Source organism: Streptomyces griseochromogenes (assembly GCF_001542625.1).
In the GTDB taxonomy this organism is placed as follows: domain Bacteria; phylum Actinomycetota; class Actinomycetes; order Streptomycetales; family Streptomycetaceae; genus Streptomyces; species Streptomyces griseochromogenes.
This window is the reverse complement of sequence record NZ_CP016279.1, coordinates 1,305,214-1,321,437: the sequence shown is the minus strand read 5'-3', so window position 1 is coordinate 1,321,437 and position 16,224 is coordinate 1,305,214. Positions and strand designations below refer to the sequence as shown.

The window sequence follows — 16,224 nt, the reverse complement described above, 5'->3', positions numbered from 1 at the left end:
TTGTTATCCGTGAGTTCTGCCGGCAGCCGGCCTGACGGGCCGGCGGGGGCGGCAGCCACCCCCACCCAACGGACGGACTATCGCCCGGACTTGGGGTCGAACGCGTCCCGTACGGAGTCCCCGAGGAGGTTGAAGGACAGGACGAAGATCACCAGTGCCACTCCGGGGAAGAACATGAACGCCGGGTCCTGCTCGGCGTACCGGGCGCCGGCCGCGAAGAGGCGTCCCCAGTCCGGCGTCGGCTCGACGAACCCGACGCCCGCGAAGGAGAGGAAGGCGATGCTGAGGATCGTGCTGGGCAGTGTGTAGGTGAACTGCACCAGGATCGGGGTGACGACGTTGGGCAGGATCTCTTTGCGTACGATCCGCCAGGGCGAGGCGCCGGAGACCTTGGCCGCCTCGACGAACTCCCGCTCGCGCAGGGACAGTACGGTGGAGCGGACCAGGCGGGCCATGCCCATCCAGCCCAGCAGCCACAGCACGATCAGCATGGCCAGGGCGCGGAAGTACGTCGGGGTCTCCTCCCGCGGGTCCACGAAGAACGAGGTCACCACGGGCATGAAGGCGATGAAGAACAGCTGTTGCGGGAAGGAGAGGAAGAAGTCGGTGGCCCGGCCGATCCAGTAGTCCGTACGGCCGCCGAAGTAGCCGCCGATCAGGCCGACGACGACACCCGTGACCATGACCAGGACGGTGATGCCGAGCGCCATGTACAGCGAGGTCCGCATGCCGTACAGCAGCATGGCGTAGAGATCACGGCCGTACTGCGGCTCGACGCCGAACCAGTGGTCGCCCGACACGCCGCCCAAGTAGCCGAGCGGCAGCCCGAATTGGTCCAGCACGGGCTTGTCCGCGTAGGTGGGATCCTGGCCGTAGAGCGTGTACGGATCGGTGCCCGGCAGTTTCACGAGCAGTGGTGCGAGCAGGGCCACGACGAAGTAGCCGATGACCACGACGGCGCAGATGACGCCGGTCCGGTCGCGCTTGAAGCGGATCCACATCAGCTGGCCGGGGGACCGGCCCTGGAGCCTCTTGGCCTCGGATTGCGTCTCCGGCCCTGGTTCGCCGTCGACCACGACCGAAGCCCCGCCGCCCTCGATGTCGATAGGACTTGTCACGGTTCGTCCGTTTCACGGGTATGGGTGTGAGAGTTTTCGGGTACTCCGAAGACGCGCGAATCCGCAGCCGGACGCGCGTAGTTCTACGGCCGAATCACACCGCTGGAAGCGACGAACTGACCCATCTGGTGTGCGTGACACCGCGCATGGGGGTTCCTCCTCATGACTTCACGTGTTCACCAACAGGAGAGGGTTTCCGTCTTCCCTCCGACACCCCTGACGGAGGGTCAGACACCCCCTGGTGCTCGTGAGTCGGCGCTGTCCCCACAGCGCGAGACCCATTGACCCGAGCGCTACGCGGCTAACTATCTGCCATGAGCCAGGTGCCGACCACCGTCTTTAAATCTCAATTCAGTCACAGCTGGAGCGAACATCTTCCAATAACTGGACAAACTGTTCGCCGGTAGAAGGCCGCGAAACGGACGTGTTACATGGGTATCGGTCTGAGATCTCCGCATTACGGACAAGAGTCGCCGATCCCGGGTCGCCGACGGCCCGAAAACCGGTTGCACAAAGCCCGGGCACCCCCACCATGGGGGTGCCCGGGCTCGGGTGCGTTGCTATGGAGTCGAGTCCGGCCGTGTTATGGGGCCGGATCCGGCCCTCGGTCAGCCGTGCTTGGCGCGGCTCGCGGCGCGGGCGCGCTCACGGGCGTCCAGGTTCACCTTGCGGATGCGCACGGCCTCCGGGGTCACCTCGACGCACTCGTCGTCGCGGCAGAACTCCAGCGACTGCTCCAGCGAGAGCTTGCGCGGCGGGACGATGGCCTCGAACGAGTCGGCCGACGAGGACCGCATGTTCGTGAGCTTCTTCTCCTTGGTGATGTTGACGTCCATGTCGTCGGAGCGCGAGTTCTCGCCGACGATCATGCCCTCGTACACCTCGGTGCCCGGCTCCGTGAACAGCACGCCGCGCTCCTGGAGGTTCGTCATCGCGAACGCGGTGACGGCACCGGAGCGGTCGGCGACGAGCGAACCGTTGTTACGGGTCTGCAGCGTGCCGAACCACGGCTCGAAGCCCTCGTGGATGGAGTGGCCGATGCCCGTGCCGCGGGTCTGGGTCAGGAACTCGGTACGGAAACCGATCAGACCGCGGGAGGGCACCACGAACTCCATGCGCACCCAGCCGGAGCCGTGGTTGGACATGTTGTCCATACGGCCCTTGCGGACACCCATGAGCTGCGTGACGGCGCCCATGTGCTCCTCGGGCACGTCGATCGTCATGCGCTCGACGGGCTCGTAGGTCTTGCCGTCGACATCCTTGGTGACGACCTGCGGCTTGCCGATGGTCAGCTCGAAGCCCTCGCGGCGCATCTGCTCGACCAGGATGGCGAGCGCCAGCTCACCACGGCCCTGGACCTCCCAGGCGTCCGGACGCGCGGTGTCCAGGACGCGCAGCGAGACGTTGCCGATCAGCTCGCGGTCCAGGCGGTCCTTGACCTGGCGGGCGGTGACCTTGCGGTCCTTGACCGCCGCCTTCGCGTCGGCGCCCTTGCCGGTGCCGCCGCGGCCGACCAGCGGGGAGGTGTTGGTGCCGATGACCATGGAGATCGCGGGCTCGTCCACCGTGATCAGCGGGAGCGGGACCGGGTTCTCGGTGTCGGCGAGGGTCTCGCCGATCATGATCTCCGGGATACCGGCGACGGCGCAGATGTCACCCGGGCCGGCCACCTCGGCGGGCTTGCGGGTGAGCGCCTCGGTCATCATCAGCTCGGTGATGCGGACGTTGCTGATGGACCCGTCGCGCTTGATCCAGGCGACCGTCTGGCCCTTGCGCAGCTCGCCCTGCTCGACGCGGAGCAGCGCGATACGGCCGAGGAAGTTGTCGGCGTCCAGGTTGGTGACGTGGGCCTGGAGCGGGGCGGCCTCGTCGTAGGTCGGGGCCGGGATGTGCTCCAGGATCGTGGAGAAGAACGGCTCCAGGCTGTCGCTGTCGGCCGGGACCGTGCCGTCGTCCGGCTTGGTCAGCGAGGCGACGCCGTCACGGCCGCAGGCGTAGACGATCGGGAACTCGATCTGGTCCTCGTCCGCGTCCAGGTCCAGGAAGAGGTCGTAGGTCTCGTTGACGACCTCGTCGATGCGGGAGTCCGGACGGTCCGTCTTGTTGATGCACAGGATGACGGGCAGGCGCTGCTGGAGGGCCTTGCGCAGCACGAAGCGGGTCTGCGGGAGCGGGCCCTCGGAGGCGTCGACGAGCAGCACGACACCGTCGACCATCGACAGACCGCGCTCGACCTCGCCGCCGAAGTCGGCGTGGCCGGGGGTGTCGATGATGTTGATGGTGATCGGGTCCCCGCCGTCCTTCGGGTGGTACTTGACCGCCGTGTTCTTGGCGAGGATCGTGATGCCCTTCTCACGCTCCAGGTCGTTCGAGTCCATGACCCGGTCGTCGACCTGGTCGAGCTGGTGGGCGGCGAACGCGCCGGCCTGCTTCAGCATGCCGTCGACGATGGTGGTCTTGCCGTGGTCGACGTGAGCGACGATGGCGACGTTGCGGATGTCGTGGCGCGTGGCCATAGTGCGGCGAACTCCCGGAGTGGTGAGAAAGGCCCTACTGCGTACGTCCGTGTGACGCGGGCCTGCCGGGCTTGACACGCCACGGCCTCACCCCATGGTACGTGGACTTCGCAGCGAGGGCTCCCCGGGCCAGCCTCAAGGGGCGCGGAGCCGTATCGATATGCGGCTCCGCCGCGGGCGCGACCAGCCAAAACGCACCCGCACCCGACCGCGAGACCCGCCTACCCCTTGCTCGGGCTCGGCGAGATCTTCGCCCCCTTCTTCAAGAAGCCCATGTCCTCATAGATCGGCGTCTGGAAGCCGAAGGCGCCCGCATTGACGAGATTCTTCCGCACCCCCACCAGCTGAGGCCGCTGGTACAGCGGAACGGACCCCGCCGCGGCCCAGATCCGAGAGTCCGCCTTCCGGATCAGATCCCGCTCCTCGTCCTCGTCCAGCGTCCCCGCCGCCTGGTCGAAGAGCTGGTCGACCTGATCCGTACCGACCCTCGTGTAGTTCTGCTCGACGCTGACCGACCCGTCCGCGGCCGGCACCGGCTTCGCGAAGATCGGCCGCGCGTCGGTCGCGGGGAAGGCCGTGGACGGCCACGAGTACAGGGCGAGGTCGTAGTCACCGGCGGCGATGTGGTCCTTGAAGTAGCTCTCGTCCGAGACCTTGGTGATCGTCGTGCCGATACCGATCTTCTCCAGCATCGCGGAGATCCGCTCGGCGACCGTGTTCAGCGTCTCGGAGCCGGGCCCCGACGGCAGCACGAAGCGCAGCGCGAGCGCCTTGCCGTCCTTGGCGAGCGGCGCGGTCACGGCGCCGGCCGGCGCCGCGGTGCCCTTCGGCGCGTACGCACCCGGCGCACCGCCCCGCTTCGGGTCGGCGCCGGAGTACTGCCGGTCGTCCCGCGCGAGCTGCTTGCCGCCCTCGTCGCCCTTCTCCCGCTTCTCCTCGGCCGACTCGTGGTGCTTGCCCTTGTCGTCCTCGCCGACGATGTACTCGCCGTCCGTGCCGCCCTCGGACTTCTCCTCCTCGTCCTTCTCGCCGCTCTGGGCGCCGGCCGCCTTCGAGCCCTTCTTCTCCTGCTTCACCGGTCCCCCGGCCACCCAGCCGGCGTCCGTGAGCAACGCCTGCGCCTCCTCGGTGTCCTGGCCGCCGAGCGCGCCGCTGCCGTCGGCGTAGGCGGCCTGGCCGGACAGGGCCAGGTGGCTGCCGACCGGGACGGCGGGCAGGCCCAGCGGGGTGAGCACGAGCTTGGCGAGTTCCTCGCGGTTCAGCGCGCGGGCGACGGCCCGGCGCACCCGGTCGTCGGCGAGCGGGCCGCCGGCGCCGTTGAGCGCGAGCTGGGTGTAGGCGGGCTCCAGCGACTTGCGGACGTCGAAGGCGCGCAGCTCCTCCTGCTGCTCCAGGTACCGGGTGATGGCCCTGCGCAGCTTCTTCTTGCCGGCGTGCACCTCGTCGGAGTCGAGGCCGTGGGCGAGCGCCCAGGAGCGCAGCTTCTTGACGGAGGTCTTCCCGCCGCCCTGCAGCGGGGTGCCGGTGCCCTTCTGGCGGGTGGCGAGGATGATCCGCTCGGCGTCGGACGGGTCGATGTCGGCCAGGTCCGCGCTCGCGTCGGCGAGCGCCGCGGCCCGCTGCTGGCGGGGCACGGCGTGCAGCACGATCTCGTCGAGCTTGGCGGGCTTGCCCCACCAGCGCGGGTTGCGGGTGAGGACGACGTCCTTCGCGGCGGTGTCGACCTTCTGCAGGTCGAAGGGGCCCGCGGTGACCTTCAGCTTGCGGCGGGCGCCGTCGTTGAAGGCGTCCGGGGTGCCCATGACGTCCTTGGGGTACAGGGGGGAGAACAGCGACTTCCAGTCGGCGTAGGGGCGGGCGAAGGTGACCCGGACCTGGAGGTCGTTCGCACCGCGCTCGATCTTCTCGATGCGGTCGTAGCCGGCGTTGCGGGCGGTCCAGTAGGCGCTGTCCCTGCCGGACAGGGCACGCCACTGGGCGACGAAGTCGGCGGCGCCGATCTCCCGGCCGTCGCTCCAGACGGCCTGCTGGTTCAGTTTGTACAGGACGACCTGGCGTGGCTCGGTCTCGATGACCTCGGCGGACTCCAGGTAGGCCGGATTCGCCACCGGGCGCCCCGCGGGGTCCATGCGGAACATCGACGGCAGCACGGCCTGGGCGACGCGGGTGGTGCCCGCGTCGGCGTCGGCCTGGAAGGTGTTCAGGGTCTCCGGTACGGCGTCCACGGCCCACTTCAGGGTGCCGCCCGAAGCGACCTGATCGCGCGCGACGGGAACGATGTCCTGCCCGGCCAGAGGGTGTCCCGCCGCGTCGTCGTCGGACCCGCAGCCCGCGAGGAGAGGCATCACGAGGGCGCCGGCGGTGAGGAAGGCGACCGAGCGCATCACCGCGTTAGGTCCGACGCCGTGGTGGGACATCTCTGCTACCTCCGGGAACCCTCGGGCGTTATGATCACTTTTGGCGGTATATGGAGCTGATCAGATCTATGCGCCCACTGAAGAGGAAAGGATCCGGCGAGAGCGGGCGACACGGCGGCAACGGTCGGTAAGCCACCCGTGCGGCGCAACACACCCGAATGTGCATCCGTACGCCTCGGCCAATCGGTGCACATCTCTTCACAGCGACAGGTGTGAGGCGCAACACTCCAAGGCGCATGAACGTTGCCACCCAGGGCCCGCGAGACCCGTGGAAGTGAGGGCAAGTCATGTCCGTGCACGACGAACTGACATCGGTCCAGCGTTGTCTCGACGACCTTCACCGGTCGCTGGGGCGCCTGGAGACCCAGCTGGGCAGCGGTGGCCTGGAGATGCGCCGGGTCCGGACGGACTCCGACCATCTGCGCGAGAGCGTGGCGCTGCTGCGGGAAGCGGCGGCCACCGGGGCCGCCCCGAACCGGCCCGACCTCGTCACCATCTCCGACACGCCGTACGACATCAGCCTGTGGACGGACTCGGACGACGAGGGTCTGGGCGCCCGCGACCGGCACGCCCCCTGACGGGCGCGTGCGACCGGCACGCCCCGAACCCTGAACCGACCGGAGTGCTCCCTTGGCGACTGGTACGGAACATCAACAGAACAGCGGCGGCGTACGCGCCCGTACGCGCGCCGCGATCGCCGTCCCGCATCTGCGGACCGACCGCTGGTGGCTGGCGCCCGCCGTCACCGCGGCCGGTCTGTTCGCGTTCATCGTCTACTCGACGTGGCGGGCCTTCGCGAACGCGCACTACTACGCGGCGCCGTACGTCTCCCCGTTCTACTCGCCGTGCCTGGCCCAGAACTGCGAGACCATGCACGCCGGGCCGAACGCCGACCTCTTCGGCAGCTGGTGGGGCATCTCCCCCGCGATCATCATCCTGATCTTCCCGCTCGGCTTCCGCCTGACCTGCTACTACTACCGCAAGGCGTACTACCGCAGCTTCTGGGCCTCCCCGCCGGCCTGCGCGGTCGCCGAGCCGCACGCGAAGTACACCGGTGAGACCCGCTTCCCGCTGATCCTGCAGAACCTCCACCGGTACTTCTTCTACGCCGCCCTGCTGGTCGCCTGCGTGCTGACCTACGACACCGTGCTGTCCTTCCGCGACCAGCACTACCGCTGGGGCCACATGGGCCTCGGCACGGTCGTCTTCCTGGTCAACATCACCCTGATCTGGGCGTACACGATCTCCTGCCACTCCTGCCGGCACATCGTCGGCGGCAAGCTCAAGCACTTCTCCAAGCACCCCGTGCGCTACCGGGCCTGGCAGTTCGTCGGAAGGCTGAACGCCCGCCACATGCAGCTGGCCTGGGCGTCGCTGCTGAGCGTGGCGCTCGCCGACTTCTACGTCTATCTGGTCGCGTCCGGGGTCTTCGACGATCCGCGCTTCTTCTAGTGAGGAACTGATTGATGTCCGTGGTGGACCGGCAGGAGTGGGACGTCGTCGTGGTCGGTGCGGGCGGCGCCGGGCTGCGGGCCGCGATCGAGGCACGGGAGCGGGGCGCCCGTACGGCGGTGATCTGCAAGTCGCTCTTCGGCAAGGCGCACACCGTGATGGCCGAGGGCGGCATCGCGGCGGCCATGGCCAACGCCAACGAGCACGACAACTGGCAGGTGCACTTCCGCGACACCCTGCGCGGCGGCAAGTTCCTGAACCAGTGGCGGATGGCCGAGCTGCACGCGCAGGAGGCCCCGGACCGGGTGTGGGAACTGGAGACCTGGGGCGCGCTGTTCGACCGCACGAAGGACGGCCGGATCTCGCAGCGCAACTTCGGCGGCCACGAGTACCCGCGGCTGGCCCATGTCGGCGACCGTACGGGCCTCGAGCTGATCCGCACCCTCCAGCAGAAGATCGTCGCGCTGCAGCAGGAGGACAAGAAGGAGACCGGGGACTACGAGTCCCGGCTGAAGGTGTTCCAGGAGTGCACGGTCACCAGGATCCTGAAGGACGGAGACCGGGTCTCGGGGGTCTTCGCGTACGACCGCGAGAGCGGCCGTTTCTTCGTCCTCGAAGCCCCCGCCGTGGTCCTCGCGACCGGCGGCATCGGCAAGTCCTTCAAGGTGACCTCCAACTCCTGGGAGTACACCGGCGACGGACACGCCCTCGCGCTGCTGGCCGGGGCACCGTTGCTGAACATGGAGTTCGTGCAGTTCCACCCGACGGGCATGGTCTGGCCGCCGTCGGTGAAGGGCATCCTCGTCACGGAGTCGGTCCGTGGGGACGGCGGGGTGCTCAGGAACTCCGACGGCAAGCGGTTCATGTTCGACTACATCCCGGACGTCTTCAAGGAGAAGTACGCCGAGTCGGAGGACGAGGGAGACCGGTGGTACGAGGACCCGGACAACAACCGGCGCCCCCCTGAGCTGCTCCCCCGCGACGAGGTGGCCCGCGCGATCAACTCCGAGGTGAAGGCGGGCCGCGGCTCGCCGCACGGCGGGGTCTTCCTGGACGTGTCCACCCGGATGCCCGCCGAGGTGATCCGGCGCCGGCTGCCCTCCATGTACCACCAGTTCAAGGAGCTGGCGGACGTCGACATCACGGCGGAGGCGATGGAGGTCGGGCCGACCTGTCACTACGTGATGGGCGGCATCGCGGTCGAGTCCGACACGGCGGCGGCGCGCGGGGTGCCGGGGCTGTTCGCGGCCGGTGAGGTCGCGGGCGGCATGCACGGCTCCAACCGGCTCGGCGGCAACTCGCTGTCCGACCTGCTGGTGTTCGGACGCCGCGCGGGCTGGCACGCGGCCGAGTACACGGCGGGCGTGGGCACGCGCCCCGAGGTCGCCGACACCGAGGTCGACACGGCCGCCGCGGAGGCCCTGCGGCCCTTCTCCGCGGAGACGGAGGGCGAGACGGGCCCGCCGGAGAACCCGTACACCCTCCACCAGGAACTCCAGCAGACCATGAACGACCTGGTCGGCATCATCCGCCGTGAGGGCGAGATGGGGCAGGCCCTGCAGAAGCTGGCCGAGCTGCGAGTACGCGCCCGCCGGGCCGGTGTCGAGGGACACCGCCAGTTCAACCCGGGCTGGCACCTCGCCCTCGATCTGCGCAACATGCTCCTGGTCAGCGAATGCGTGGCCCGGGCGGCCCTGGAGCGCTCGGAGTCACGCGGCGGGCACACCCGCGAGGACCACCCGACGATGGACCGCGCCTGGCGCAACGTGAACCTGCTGTGCGCGCTGGCCGACCCGAGCGGAGGCCTCGCCGCGGCCGACCCGGCCCGGGGCCAGATCCGCCTGACCCGCGAGACCACCGATCCCATCCGCCCGGACCTGCTCGCCCTCTTCGAGAAGGAGGAGCTGGTCAAGTACCTCGCCGAGGAGGAGCTCTACCAGTGAGCAGCTATGAGGCCCGCTTCAAGGTGTGGCGGGGTGACGTCGAGGGCGGCGGCCTCGAGGACTTCGGGGTCGAGGTGAACGACGGCGAGGTGGTGCTGGACATCATCCACCGTATCCAGGCCACCCAGGCCCCCGACCTGGCGGTGCGCTGGAACTGCAAGGCGGGCAAGTGCGGTTCGTGCTCGGCGGAGATCAACGGGCGGCCGCGGCTGATGTGCATGACCCGGATGTCGGTGTTCACGCGCGAGGAGACGATCACCGTCACCCCGCTGCGGACGTTCCCGGTGATCCGCGACCTGGTGACCGACGTCGGCTTCAACTACCAGAAGGCCAGGGAGGTCCCGTCCTTCGTACCGCCTCCCGGACTCGGACCCGGCGAGTACCGCATGTTCCAGGAGGACGTGGACCGCTCGCAGGAGTTCCGCAAGTGCATCGAGTGCTTCCTGTGCCAGGACACCTGCCATGTGGTGCGCGACCACGAGGAGAACAAGACGGCGTTCGCCGGCCCGCGCTTCCTGATGCGGGTGGCGGAGCTGGACATGCATCCGCTGGACGCGGCCGCCGAGGACGGGCTGGACCGCAAACGCACGGCCCAGGACGAACACGGCCTCGGCTACTGCAACATCACCAAGTGCTGCACGGAGGTCTGTCCGGAAGGCATCAAGATCACGGACAACGCGCTGATCCCCATGAAGGAACGCGCGGTCGACCGCAAGTACGACCCGCTGGTGTGGCTGGGGTCGAAGATCAGGAGGCGGTCTTCGTAGTGTCCCGGCCGGGGCGCTGGGCGAGGAGCTGGACGAACGAACCGACCAGGAACAGGCACCACCCCATCATCGGGACGACACTGAACCCCGCGTCCTCGAACGGCCCCAGGAACATGAACAGGCCCAGCCCGAGCGTGCTCACCAGGGTGCCGTACCCGAACAGCCGCGGCCGCATCACCCGGCGGCGGGCGGGCCACGGCACCCATTCCGCCACGACGGACGCGATGCCGCACGCCGCGAGCAGCCCCACGGCCAGCCATGCCGCCACCACCAAGTACATGTGCATGACGATCATCGTCCCACCGGAAGGCCCGCCTCGGAAGTCATCCGACCCAGTCCTCGCGGTACCCCCGCCAGTCCGCTTCCGTGGCCGCGAAGTCGACGTACAGGGCGACGCCGAAGCGGGCACGGTCGGCGTCCGTGCGGGACAGGCCCAGGCGGACGCCGCGTACGCCGGCCGGGACGGTTTCTGCGCGGGCCCAGTGGCCGACGGTGTCGTCGTGGTAGAAGGGCAGGCCCATCAGCAGGTCGGTGGTCCGCGGGGTGACCTCCAGGGCGAGGCTGGTCTGCTCTGCCACATAGCCGCCGTACAGGCTCTGCAGCGGCTGCATCGTGTCGTACGACATCACGGCGATCTGGTCCACGCGGCGGGCCACCTGCCCGAAGTAGGCCTGTGACCACCACTTGGGGTGGCCGGTGGTCGCGCCCCAGAAGGAGTGGAAGGCCGGGAGCGGGTCGATCTGGTGGGCGGCCACGGAGAGCGCGGCGTGGTGGGCGCGGGTGAGGGTGCGCAGGTCGTCCAGGAGGGAGAGGTAGTCGCGGTCGCCGGAGTGGAGGGGTTCCAGGTCGAAGTGGGTGCCCTGGAAGCCGGTGGCGAGGATCTGGCGGGCCGAGGCGACGATGGCGGTGCGGGTGGCGGCACGCTCCAGGTGCAGGCCGTCGGGGCTCTCGCTCGCCAGCCTGTCGCCGAGCCAGGCCTGGACGCGGACGCGGGGCGCCGCGCCGTGCAGGGCCGATATCAGCCAACGTGCCTTGGGGTAGGCCGACTTCGGCAGGGTCCCGTCGTGCTCCAAGGGGCCTGCGTGGACGTAGAGGTCTCGGATGCCGGTGTCTTTCAGACGGTGGGCCAGGGCTTTGACGTCCGCGTCGGTCTTGCGGCCGTCGAGCCAGGCGTGGCCGAGCCAGAGGGCGTCTTTGTGGCGGGTGTGGGTGCCGGGTTTCGGGGTGCCGGTGTAGTTGAGACGGAGGGCTGTCTCCGCGCTGAGGAAGGGGAGGAGCAGGAGGAGTACGGCAGTGGTGAGGAGCGTGCGGCGGCGGGGGCGGCGGCGTTTCGCCTCGGCTCCGCCATCAGCCTTCGTGTTCCCACCCGCACCACCCGTGCGGCTTTCGTCGTCGAGTACGAGTGGCCTCTGTGCGGCGTCCTCGCCGCCGACGGGTGCGGGTGGCGTCGGGGCGGCCTGCTCGGCATCAGCGGGTGCGGGGCGCTCCTGCCCCCGCCCCTGCTCCTGCCGTTCCTTCGGATTCTCGTCCATTTCTGCCCCCTGCCCTTCTCTTCCCCCACCCGTATCCATCCCGCTCGCGAAGGCGCCTACCTGGCCATACGCTCCAAAATGTGACGTCCTCCCTGATTCGGGGCCGACCCCGGCATGCCACGGCCCGCATACGGGTGCGGGTGGCGCGTGCCGTGGTGGGTGCACTCGTGGGGGCAGGGTGGCTGATGTTGCCGGTGATGACGGTCGGTGAGCGGGATCCGGTTCCCGGGGGTGCGGTCGGGCCGGTCGCCGGTGCCGCCGCGGCGGAGCACGACGGGACGTCCGCGACCGACCTCGTCATGCCCTTCGTCGCGCTCGGCGTGGCCGGGGCGCTGGCCGGATACGGGTACCTGCGGCGCACCCGGCGGGCCAGGACCCGGACGACACCTGGCGTGGTGTCGTCGGCGCCGCCGGTGCCCACCTCGCTGGAGTCCGAGCGGCAGGCCCGTGCCGCTCTGGTGCTGGCCGACGACTGTGTGCGCGGCAGCGAGGAGGAACTCTCCTTCGTCGTGGAGCTGTTCGACGAGGAGACGATCGAGCCGTTCACGCATGCCCTGCTCGCCGCACGGACCGAGCTCTCGGCCGCGTTCGCGATCTGGCGGCGATACGAGGAGGGGATTCCGGGGGACCAGGATGCCCGGCGGCAGGCGCTGGTGGGGGTGATCGGGCGCTGTGCGGAGGCGGGGCGGCGACTGGACGCCGAGGCGCCGGCGCTGGACCGGCTGCGGGGGCTGGAGGAGGAGGGTGCGGGTGCGGCACTCCAGGTCGCCGAGGGGCGGTTCCGGGAACTGACCGCACGAACGGCCGAAGCCCAGGACACGGCGGCGGAGCTGCACCGGCGGTACGCGCCCTCGGCCACGGCCCCCGTCACCGGGTATGTCGAACAGGCCAAGGACCGGCTGGTGTTCGCCACGTCACGGCTCAACGAAGCCCGCCAGGCCGCCGATGCGCAGGACGGGGCGCGGACGGCCCGGCATCTGCGCGCGGCCGAGGGTGCCGTCGCCCAGGCCGGTGTCCTCATCCGCGGGGTCGAGCGGCTCTCGGCACAGCTGCGGGAGGCGTCCGTGCTGGTGCCGGCCGCGCTGACCGGAGGAGAGGCGGAGATCGCCGAGGCCCGCAAGGCCCGGTCGGCCTCGTTGACCGCCGGTGAGTCGCACGCCCGGCTCGCCCATGCCGACGGCGTGCTCGCCGCCGTACGTACGGAGCTGACCGGAGGGCCGTACGACCCGCTGGACTCCCTGCGGCGCATCGCACGGGCCGTGGAGCGGCTGGAGGTGAGGCGGTCCGGGGTGGTGCGGGCGGCCGCACTGCTGGTGGCGCGCGGCACGGTCGGCGAGGCGGAGGACTTCGTCGGCGTGCACCGGGGGGCGGTGGGTGCGCAGGCGCGGGCTCGGCTGGCCGAGGCGATACGGGCGCTCGGCTCGGACGCCGCCGACGAGGCGGACCGAGCGGCCCGCCAGGCCCGCGAGCTGGCCGAACGGGACGTACTGGCGCACGGGACTCCCTACGCCCAGGACGGCCCCACCGTGGGCCTGGCGGGCGCCGTCCTCGGCGGAATCCTCCTGGCCGAGGACCCCGACGCGGGCCCCCCGACAAGCTACGGCGGCCCATCAACCCGAGCCCGCCGCCACCTGCCGTGACCTGACCCCGGCGGACAGCCGCGCACAGCCAGAACGTCCTTCGACGGCACTTTCGCAGCCGGTCGAGCCGGGTGTGCGGGGCTTGGTCAGAAGAGGCTCAGCAGTGCCTCCGCCGGATCCGTCAGGCCGCTCTCGCAGCCGGGCAGCGGGAGTTCGAACCACACCGTCTTGCCCCGAGGGGTCCGCCGAGAGCCCCACGCCGCGCTGAGCAGCCCGACCAACTGCAGCCCCCGGCCCCCTTCGTCCGTGTCCCGGGCCCGCCGCCGTCGGGGCTGCACGAGACCGGAGTCCCACACCTCGCACACCAGCGTGCGGTCCAGCAGCAGCCGTAGCCTGATCTCGCCCTCGCCGTACCGCAGGGCGTTGGTCACCAGCTCGCTGACCAGCAGCTCCGTCGTGTCGACCAGCGACTCCATGCCCCAGCTGAGCAGCTGCGCCCGGGCGTACTCCCGCGCCCGCCCCACACTGCGCGGCTCGCGCGGCAGCGTCCAGTCCCCGACGGAGTCCGCGGGCAGCCCCTGGACACGGGCCATCAGCAGGGCGATGTCGTCCTCGCCGTGGTGGGTGTCGAGGGTGTTGAGGACGTGGTCGCAGACGTCCTCCAGGGGCCGGGAGGGATCGGTCAGCGCGCCCACGAACGCCTGCAGGCCCTCGTCCAGGGGGTGGTCGCGGGATTCGACCAGCCCGTCGGTGTAGAGGGCGAGCAGGGCGCCCTCGGGGAGTTCGACCTCCACCTCCTCGAAGGGCTCGCCGCCCACGCCCAGCGGCATCCCCGGCGGCACATCGAGCATCAGGGCCGCCTCGCCGGGTTCCACCAGCACCGGGGGCAGGTGGCCGGCGTTGGCGAACGTACAACGTCTGGTCACGGAGTCGTAGACCGCGTACACACAGGTCGCGAGGTAGACCTCGGAGAGGTCGGCGTCGCGCGGCTGACGGGCCGCGCGGGTGGCCTGCTGGACGCCGCCGGGGGTACCGAGGCCACGGGCGATCTCGTCCAACGCGGAGAGAACCTCCGCCGGTTCGAGGTCCAGCAGCGCCAGCGTGCGTACGGCGGTGCGGAGTTCACCCATCGCCACGGCGGCGCGCAGGCCACGCCCCATGACGTCGCCCACCACCAAGGCCGTGCGATGGCCGGGGAGTTCGATGACGTCGAACCAGTCGCCGCCCACCTCCGTGGCCGCGTTGCCGGGCAGATAGCGGCAGGCGATGTCCAGGCCGGAGGCCTCGGGATCGCCGGGCGGGAGCAGCGAGCGCTGCAGGATGAGCGCGCGCTCGTGCTCGCGCCGGTACAGACGGGCGTTGTCGATGCAGACGGCGGCGCGTGCGGCCAGCTCGACCGCGAGGTCACGGTCGCGGTCTCCGAAGGGCTCGCTGCCCTTGGTGCGGGCGAACTGCGCGAGACCCACGACGGTGTCGTGGGCGACCATCGGCACGGCCAGCGTGGACTGCACGAGCCCGCCGTCCTCGGCGGGGACGTGCTGCGGGCGGGCGGTGCGCAGGGCGTCCGCGCAGGGCGAGTTGAACGGGAAGTGGTGGACCGCGCCGACCGCGACGGCTTCGTCGGAGCCGCTGAAGGGCGCGTCGGAGACGGCGCTGGCGAAGGCGACGCGGCGCAGTTCCGCGCTGCCGTCGGCGAGGCCGGGCGGGGTCTCGTCGCCGGCGAGCAGGCCCTGGTAGAGGTCGACGGTGGCGAGATCGCAGAAGCCCGGGACGACGACGTCCAGCAGCTCGCGTGCGGTGGTCTCCAGGTCGAGGGAGTTCCCTATGCGGGCGCCGGCCTCGTTGAGCAGGGCGAGATTGCGCCGTGCGGCCGCGGCCTCGCGGGCGGCGGCGCGGCGGGCGGTGATGTCGGTGCCGAGCCAGGCGATGCCGATCGGGCGCCCGGTGCCGCCGTGCACGCGGTAGAGGTTGACGGACCAGTGCCGTCGTTCCTCGGAGCCGGGGACGAAGCCCGTCACATGCATGTCGGTGATGGAGTTGCCGCTCTCCAGGACCCTGCGCAGGGTGGCCGAAATCCGATCGGCCTCGCCACGCGCCAGATAGTCGTGAACTCCCTTGCCGCGGTGGTCGTCCGGGGTTCCGCCGAAGGTGGAGGCGAAACGCATGTTGGCGCGGCGCACCCTGAGGTCGGGGTCGATCAGCAGGAAACCGAAGGGCGATTGGCCGAAGATGGCCTGCGAGGCGGCGAGGTCGGTCTCGATGCTGCGCAGGGTGCGGACGTCCACGACGATGCAGACGGCGGCCCTCTCGCCCTCCGCGGTCCGGGTGGGCATGACGTAGACCTCGGCGAGACCGTCCTCGCCGCGCGCCCCGTCGGGCCGGTCCGGCATCCGGAAGGGGACCGACCCGGTCCACTCCCGTCCGTCGAGGATTTCGGCCATCTTCCGCTGGCCGCGCTCGCGCAGGTCGGGGTCGATGAAGGCCTCTATGGGGTCCATGCCGACGGCGCGTTCGGCGGGGATGCCGAAGAGCTGCTCGGCACGCAGGCTCCACTGGTCGACCAGCCCGCCGGGGCCGATGGAGAAGGACGCGACCTTGATGTAGTCGTAGATCGAGCCGGGCGGGCTGCTCTGCCACATGGCGTCGCCGGGCGTGGCCGCGGCCGTTACTGCCTGGTCCCTCGCGCCGTCCGACGGGTCCTCGGACTCCGTGGCCTTCGCTGGTATCTCGCTCACGCGAACCGTCCCCTCCAGCTCACCGCACCCGGCACCGGTCACCGGGGGCGGCTGCCCGCAGTATCCAGCACTACGGCGCCGCACGACACGGTGTTCACGATCACAGCTCGGTCCAGGCGTTTTTCGGACCGGGCCGCGACAACACTCCCAGTCTTCTAACCAGG

At 70.3% G+C, this 16,224-nt stretch carries 11 protein-coding genes; 5 read left to right on the top strand and 6 right to left on the bottom strand.

Annotated elements, in window-relative coordinates; genetic code table 11:
- Window positions 1-77: 77 nt before the first annotated feature.
- The 3 genes from AVL59_RS06235 to AVL59_RS06225 all read right to left on the bottom strand — a co-directional run bounded on the left by AVL59_RS06235 (window position 78) and on the right by AVL59_RS06225 (window position 6,051).
- The gene (locus AVL59_RS06235; RefSeq protein WP_067300185.1) at window positions 78-1,118 is read right to left on the bottom strand and encodes an ABC transporter permease; all 1,041 of its coding nucleotides are present in this window, start codon (window positions 1,116-1,118) and stop codon (window positions 78-80) included.
- 608 nt (window positions 1,119-1,726) lie between these two features.
- Window positions 1,727-3,634, bottom strand: coding sequence for a translational GTPase TypA (gene typA / locus AVL59_RS06230; RefSeq protein WP_067300184.1), 1,908 nt, complete (start codon window positions 3,632-3,634; stop codon window positions 1,727-1,729).
- Window positions 3,635-3,855: 221 nt separating this feature from the next.
- Entirely contained in the window at window positions 3,856-6,051 is a 2,196-nt protein-coding gene (locus tag AVL59_RS06225) for an ABC transporter family substrate-binding protein (protein WP_067300183.1), read from the bottom strand.
- A gap of 287 nt (window positions 6,052-6,338) precedes the next feature.
- Between AVL59_RS06225 and AVL59_RS06220 the strand changes: the two genes are divergently transcribed.
- The 4 genes from AVL59_RS06220 to AVL59_RS06205 are packed head-to-tail and all read left to right on the top strand — an operon-like array spanning window position 6,339 to window position 10,213.
- A complete protein-coding gene (locus tag AVL59_RS06220; RefSeq protein ID WP_067300182.1) occupies window positions 6,339-6,629 on the top strand; it encodes a hypothetical protein in 291 nt (96 codons plus the stop codon).
- A 52-nt stretch (window positions 6,630-6,681) separates the two neighbouring features.
- The gene (locus tag AVL59_RS06215) at window positions 6,682-7,503 is read left to right on the top strand and encodes a hypothetical protein (protein ID WP_067300181.1); all 822 of its coding nucleotides are present in this window, start codon (window positions 6,682-6,684) and stop codon (window positions 7,501-7,503) included.
- Window positions 7,504-7,517: 14 nt separating this feature from the next.
- On the top strand, window positions 7,518-9,446 hold the full coding sequence (locus tag AVL59_RS06210) for a fumarate reductase/succinate dehydrogenase flavoprotein subunit (protein WP_067300180.1): 1,929 nt from the start codon (window positions 7,518-7,520) through the stop codon (window positions 9,444-9,446).
- A complete protein-coding gene (locus tag AVL59_RS06205) occupies window positions 9,443-10,213 on the top strand; it encodes a succinate dehydrogenase/fumarate reductase iron-sulfur subunit (protein ID WP_067300179.1) in 771 nt (256 codons plus the stop codon). Before AVL59_RS06210 ends, AVL59_RS06205 begins: the two co-directional genes overlap by 4 nt.
- On the opposite strand, the gene AVL59_RS06200 is transcribed toward AVL59_RS06205, so the two are convergent.
- Together AVL59_RS06200 and AVL59_RS06195 are read right to left on the bottom strand one after the other, a co-directional pair.
- Window positions 10,194-10,499, bottom strand: a complete 306-nt coding sequence (locus AVL59_RS06200) for a hypothetical protein (RefSeq protein WP_208870318.1) — start codon at window positions 10,497-10,499, stop codon at window positions 10,194-10,196. The two genes, AVL59_RS06205 and AVL59_RS06200, sit on opposite strands and share 20 nt — an antisense overlap.
- Window positions 10,500-10,536: 37 nt before the next feature.
- A complete protein-coding gene (locus tag AVL59_RS06195; RefSeq protein WP_237281449.1) occupies window positions 10,537-11,745 on the bottom strand; it encodes a glycoside hydrolase family 18 protein in 1,209 nt (402 codons plus the stop codon).
- An 80-nt stretch (window positions 11,746-11,825) separates the two neighbouring features.
- On the opposite strand from AVL59_RS06195, the gene AVL59_RS06190 reads away from it, so the two are divergent.
- Window positions 11,826-13,385, top strand: a complete 1,560-nt coding sequence (locus AVL59_RS06190; protein ID WP_067300177.1) for a hypothetical protein — start codon at window positions 11,826-11,828, stop codon at window positions 13,383-13,385.
- Window positions 13,386-13,471: 86 nt separating this feature from the next.
- Here the strand turns inward: AVL59_RS06190 and AVL59_RS06185 are convergent, their stop codons facing one another.
- Window positions 13,472-16,060 carry a SpoIIE family protein phosphatase gene (locus AVL59_RS06185; RefSeq protein WP_067300176.1) on the bottom strand — a complete coding sequence of 863 codons (2,589 nt, stop codon included), beginning with the start codon at window positions 16,058-16,060 and terminating at the stop codon, window positions 13,472-13,474.
- Window positions 16,061-16,224 lie beyond the last annotated feature (164 nt).